3 protein-coding genes and 2 pseudogenes are annotated in these 6,169 nt (G+C 69.2%); 2 read left to right on the top strand and 3 right to left on the bottom strand.

The genetic code is table 11. From position 1 onward, the window contains the following. Positions 1-80: 80 nt before the first annotated feature. The 3 genes and pseudogenes from KUM38_RS41310 to KUM38_RS41300 all read right to left on the bottom strand — a co-directional run. Positions 81-584, bottom strand: a pseudogene (locus KUM38_RS41310) (transposase); the annotation flags it as partial. A 113-nt stretch (positions 585-697) separates the two neighbouring features. Beyond that, complete coding sequence (locus tag KUM38_RS41305; RefSeq protein ID WP_217137291.1) at positions 698-1,933, bottom strand: MFS transporter; 1,236 nt, start codon at positions 1,931-1,933, stop codon at positions 698-700. A gap of 85 nt (positions 1,934-2,018) precedes the next feature. Beyond that, on the bottom strand, positions 2,019-2,615 hold the full coding sequence (locus tag KUM38_RS41300; RefSeq protein WP_217137290.1) for a TetR/AcrR family transcriptional regulator: 597 nt from the start codon (positions 2,613-2,615) through the stop codon (positions 2,019-2,021). 726 nt (positions 2,616-3,341) lie between these two features. On the opposite strand from KUM38_RS41300, the pseudogene KUM38_RS42780 reads away from it, so the two are divergent. Further along, positions 3,342-3,518: pseudogene (locus tag KUM38_RS42780) on the top strand (IS6 family transposase); the annotation flags it as partial. Positions 3,519-4,294: 776 nt separating this feature from the next. Beyond that, positions 4,295-6,169 (top strand): BTAD domain-containing putative transcriptional regulator (locus tag KUM38_RS41290; protein ID WP_217137289.1); only part of this gene is annotated, 1,875 nt, incomplete at its 3' end.

The following is a 6,169-nucleotide window of genomic DNA, read 5'->3' as shown; positions in this document are numbered from 1 at the left end:
CACGAGAGCACGCGATGCATGATCGCGAACAGGCGGAGCAACGTACTCAGCCGTCCGGATCACAAGATCGTCGACAGAACCCTGATCTTGACGTTGATCGCATCGACGAACAGAACGGGATAAACACGGTCGAGGGGGCGGCTCTGCCATTCGGCCATGCCGTCCATGGCCTTGTCGGTGATCGTGGAGATCGTCTGCTTCGACACCTCGGCGCCGTAGACCTCGGCCAGATGGGCGGCGATCTCGCCGTGGGTGAGGCCCTTGGCCGACAGCGACAGGACCATCTCGTCGACCCCTGTCAGGCGCCGCTGTCGCTTCTTCACGATCTGCGGCTCGAACGTCCCCGTGAGGTCCCGGGGCACCTTGATCTCGACCGGTCCGACATCGGTCAGCACCGTCTTCGAACGGGTGCCGTTGCGGCTGTTTCCACTGTTCCGGCCGGCCGCCTCGTGCTTGTCGTAGCCGAGGTGATCGGTGATCTCGCCCTCCAGGGCGGACTCGAGTACCCGCTTGGTCAGCTGCTGCAGCAACCCGCCCTCGCCGGTCAACTGCAGGCCCTCGCTCCGGGCCCGGTCCACCAGCATCGTGATCAGCTGGTCATCCGCAACCTGCGAAGCCTGACCCGCCTCAGCGGCCCCGACCTGCTCCAACTTCACGCTCTGATCCGCCACTTGGCTTCTCCTCCTTGCTGGGCGGATCAGCCGTTAGTTTTACAGTCCCTTGCCGACTGATCAACGGGTGCAAACTCGTTCTCTTCGCCGGGCAGGTCAGACAAGGGGGCGGGGCCGGTAGACAGGGTGGTGCGGCGGGCGAGGTCGGGCAGGACGGTGGCAAGGCCGACCAGCGCCAAGACTGCGCCGAGCCAGAGCGGAGCGCGCAGGCCCCAGGTTTCGATCACCACAGCGCCGATGGAGGAACCGAGGATGATGCCGAGGGTGATGAAGGAGGAGTGCACGGTGTTGACCAGCGGTCCGGCGTTGCCGGTGCGCTGGACGCGGGTCACCATGGCCGGGTTCATGGTGACGCCGACCAGGCCGATGCCCATCATGCAGATGATGGCCGGGGCGGGCACGTCGGCGAGGAGGGCGAAGCCGGTCAGGAACACCGTGTTGAGGACGAGCCCGACGGTGAGCACCGGGACGGTGTGCCCGTCGGCGAAGCGGCCCACGACGTTGTTGCCGATGACGGTGGCGGCGCCGTAGGCGACGAGCAGCAGGGGGACGGTGCCGGTGGAGAAGCCGGTGACGTCGGTGAGAATGGGGTTGAAATAGCTGAAGGCGGAGAAGGTGGCGCCGATGATCAGTGTGCTGCTGGACAGCACCAGCCACATCCTGGGCTTCTTGAAGACGCCGACCTCCTGGCGGAAGCCGCCGCCGCCCTCCGCCCGCTCGATGCGGGGCACACCGAACAGGGTGGCCACGGCCGCGATCACGGTGATCAGGGTGATGGTCCAGAACGCGGCGCGCCAGCCGAAACGCTCGCCGACCAGGGTGGAGATGGGCAGCCCGAGCAGGGTGCCGAGCATGAGGCCGTTCATCGCGACGGCGATCGCGCGGCCACGGATCTCGGGGCGGGTGATCTGGGCGCACATCGAGATGCCCACGCCGAAGAACGCCTGGGAGGCGATGCCGGTGATGATCCGCGCGGCCATCATCGTGCCGTAGCCGGTCGCGGTGGCGGCCAGTACGTTGCCGGCGAGGAAGATGCCGAACAGCACCATCAGCGCCGTACGCGGTGGGAACTTCATCAGGGCCACAGTCAGGAAGGGGCCGCCGGCGGCCATGGCCACCGCGAAGGCGGTGATGAGGTAGCCGATCTGGGGGATGGTCGCGTCCAGTCCTTCGGCCATCTGCGGCATCAGCCCAGCGACCACGAACTCACTGGTCACCATGGCGAAGATGCCGAGTCCCAGGACGTATACGGCACGAGGCACGGTTCGTTCTCCTCCGAGGTTCGTTATGGATTGATCAGTACAAAACTTGGGTATGCGTGGACGCGGCCTCCGGCGGCGTGCGCCGTCAGCCGGCGAGTGCGTCCAAGGTGATTTCGGCGATCGACTCCAGTACGGCCCGGTCGGCACCGCCCTGGCTGGAGATGCGCATGCCGCCGATCGCCGCGTTGACGAAGCGGGCAAGCGCCCCGGCGTCGCGGGGGGATGTGATGCTGCCGTCCCGCTGCCCCTCCTCGAGCACCGCGCGCAGCGCCGTCAGCCGACGTCGCGTGTCGCGCTCCAGCATTTCCGCCGCCTGCGGGTCCCGGGCGACCAGCTCGACCGTGGTGTTCACGGTCAGACAGCCGAGGCCGCGTCCGCCCGTCCGGTGCACCGTCTCGCCGTCGACGACCATGGCGAACAGGGTGCGCAGCCGGTCAGCGGCGCTGAGCCGCGTGTCCTCCAAGACGACCAACTGGGCGGCCGTCATGGAGTCGATGTAGCGGGCAAGTACGCGCTCGAAGAGGTGGTGCTTGCTCTTGAACGTGTTGTAGATGCTGCTGCGCCCCAGCCCTGTGGCGTCACACAAGTCCTGCGTGGAGGTAGCCTCGTAGCCCTTCTCCCAGAACGTGCGCATCGCCGCATCCAGGGCACCTTCCTCGTCGAACGTCCTCGGTCGTGCCATGGCGCGACCTTAGCCGTTTTGGACCGTACGTTGCAATACTCCTTTGGGAGCCCGCTCCTACCGCGACCTTGAAGCCTTACTGGTGTGGTGGCGTAGTCCGGAAAAGGGCCAGCGGCCTCACCGAACTCCTTGCGCGAGCGCTTCGCGAATGCGGCCACGATGTCGAAGTCGAGCACCTTCACGTCCACTTACCCCGTGTGCTGTCGGCACTGGCGGAGCCGAGCGCTACGGCTTGTGAAGCGATCTGCGGCACTCGTTTGTGAGTGCGCTCCAGCGATTCTGATACTCGTCCTGGTAGTCGTCGGGATTCGGTAGCTCCACAACCGGATCGCCGTGACTTCCTGCCACGGCAGCGTCCAGCATTTCCACGGGGCGGTGAACGTGCTGGAGGAGTGCGTGCGCCGCTCGCACGACGGCTTCGGGTGCTTCTACCTGGAGAACGTTGGCGGCTCGTCGCACACCTTCGACATCAACACGGCCGAAGCACGCGTACGCGGCGTCCCGGTCTCCATCGCGCCAGCAGATAAGAGCTTCGAAAACGGAGTTGAAGATGGCCTCGATCGAGGTCAGGTAGGTGGCGTAGTCGCTCTGGAGAAGCTGGCGAAGCCACTGCTCATGCTGATACGCCGCCTGAGCGTCTGCTTGGTAGCGCGCCCCTTGGCGCTGTCACGTTGGCTGAGCGGGTGGGATGATCTTCGGGGTGATCGTGGTGGAGGGGGTCCGTCCATGGAGGTCACGTCGCCGTCGTACAAGGGGCACCGGTACCCGGTCGAAGTGTTCTCCCACTGCGTGTGGCTGTACTTCCGCTTCCCGTTGTCCTACCGCGAGGTCGAGGAACTGATGCTCGAGCGCGGCGTGATCGTCTCGTACGAGACCGTGCGACGGTGGTGTCGGAAGTTCGGGCAGGCCTACGCGAACGGGTGATGAAGGGCTTCCGCTCCGTGGGCGGGGCGCAGAGGTTCCTGTCCGCGTTCAGTGGCATCTCACCCCACTTCCGGCCTCGTCGCCACCTGATGCCCGCACCTCACTACCGAGCCGAAATGACCGTCCGCTTCACCATCCGGGAGCAGATCACCGGCGTCACGGACCGACCTGCCACGGCCTGAGCACCGGCCCGGAACCCGGCCCCACCACACCTCGACACACCGTCAGACGCCCACACACCCAACAACGTGACAACGCCGCGGGAACGGCACGAGCGCTCCCGGGACCGGGTCGCCGAGCCGGACAAGGAGGCCGTCCCGCACCTGGCCGCCGGCAGGCGCACTCCTCCCGGGACGAGTGGAACCCGGTGGACCCGCAGGCGCTGCGGCCGGCCGGGGAGGCGCCCTCGCCGCAGCGGCGGCTCACGCCGCCCGCGCAATCCTGACGCTGGGTGATGCCCTGCTAGTGTCCCCCCTGGTGTGCGGGAAGCGGACGACGGGGTCCTCACCGCTCCGATCCACCTGCGCCGCTTCCCGTCCCGGGTGGACAGGTCACCGTGACAGGGGTCGCGACGATCACGCGGATGCCCGTGCGGGGCGGCGCCCGGCGTTCGCCGCCACCCTCATGACGCGACCGTCCCTGTCCGGGAAGGGCGGCGACCTGCGGCCGGAGCGGGTCGCTCACCTGCCGCTGGGACGTGCGTGCACGGGTGGTAACACCGTTGAGCGGGGTGCCGGGTGGAAATGGTGACGACTGTGGAACATGGGCTTGATTTCGGGTTGCTGGGTCCGCTGGTGGTGCGGCGGGCGGGCGCGGTGCTGGATCCGGGGCGGCGCAAGCAGCGGCTGCTGCTGATCCGGCTGCTGCTCGCCGACGGCCGCGCGGTCGCTGCCGAGACACTGTGCGAGGAACTGTGGTCCCCGGGGCCGGGACGCACCCCGGGCGGGGCGACGGCCTCCCTGCACGCCCACGTCAGCAAGGTCCGCGCGGTCCTGGAACCCCCGCACCTGCGCCGGGGGACATTCGAGGTCCTGGTCACCGAACCGGCCGGCTACGCCCTGCGCGTGGCGCCCGAAAGCCGGGACACCGTACGCTTCGAGCGGGCCGCCGCCCAGGCACACCGGCTGCTGGAACAGGGCCGCAGCGGACACGTCGTGCAGGAGGCCGACCGGGCCCTGAACATGTGGCGCGGTACCGCGCTCGCCGACGCCGCCCACCACCTGTTCGCCGCCCACGAAGCCACGCGTCTGGAGGAGCTGCGGCAGAGCGTGCGGGAGGTCCGCACCACCGCCCTGCTCCTTGGGGGGCGGATACCGGAGGCCGTGGAGGCGGCGCGGGAGTTGACGGTGGAGCACCCGCTGCGCGAGACCGGCTGGGCCCTGCTGCTGCGTGCCCTGTACCTGGCCGGCCGCCACCCCGAAGCGCTGCAGCGTTATGCGGACCTGCGCCGGCTCCTCGCCGATGAACTCGGCCTCGACCCCGGGCCCGAACTGCGCGCCCTGCACGACGGCATCCTCCGCCACGACCTGCCACCCCTGCCCCTGCCCGGGACGGGAACGGCCAGGGCAGCAGGCCCGGCAGCCGGCACCGCAGGCAGCCGTGATGCGAGCCGACCGGCAGGAGCCGAGGCGCTTGGGGAGCGAGGCGAAACCGCATCCGGCGGCGTGCGGCCTGTCGCCGCGGCCCACGGTGCCACGTCCTGCGAGCCGACCGCCGACGCGACACCGGCCGGCACGACCGCCGGTTCGGTGGCCACGTCCGGTGCGAACGACCGCCCGATCGGGAACGACGGTGGAAGTGAGCCGCCGCCCTTGGCGCGGCCGGCGCAGCTGCCACGTGATCTGCCGGTGTTCGCGGGACGGACCACCGAAGGTTCATGGCTGTCCGCCGTGAGGGAGGCATCGGGGTCGGTGGGTGCTTCCGTCGTGGTGATCGGTGGTGCTCCCGGTGTCGGCAAGACCACCTTCGCCGTCCACCACGCCCACCGGATCGCGCCCGCCTTCCCCGACGGACAGCTCTTCGTCAACCTGTGCGGCTTCCACCCCCACGCACCCGCCGTACAACCCGGCGACGCCCTCCACGGCTTCCTCACCGCCCTCGGAATCCCCGCCCCCCGCATCCCCGAGGACACCACCGCCCGCAGCACCCTCTTCCGCACCCTCCTGGCCCACCGACGCATCCTCCTCGTCCTGGACAACGCCCGCGACGAACAGCAGGTCCGCCCCCTGCTGCCCGCGGGAGAGGGCTGCCTCACCCTCATCACCAGCCGCAACCAGCTCCCCGGCCTGATCGCCACCGACGCCGCCAAACCCCTCACCCTCGCCCTGCCCTCCCAGACCGAAGCCCACGAAACACTCGCCCGACGCCTGGGAGCGCAACGCCTGGCCGCCGAACCGGACGCCACCGCCGACATCATCCGCCTGTGCGGACGACTCCCCCTGGCACTCGCCGTGGTCGCCGCCCGCGCCGAACTCGACCCCGCCTTCCCCCTGCACGCCCTCGCCGACGACCTGCGCCACGCCCCCACCGGCCTGGAAGCCTTCACCGCCACCGACACCACCACCGACGTCCGCAGCGTCTTCTCCTGGTCCTACCACTCCCTGGACCAGCCCGCCGCCCGCCTCTTCCGC

Source organism: Streptomyces sp. AC558_RSS880 (assembly GCF_019049255.1).
Classification (GTDB): Bacteria; Actinomycetota; Actinomycetes; order Streptomycetales; family Streptomycetaceae; genus Streptomyces.
Note: the sequence above shows the minus strand (reverse complement) of the source record. Positions and strands in the feature narration are given on the sequence as shown.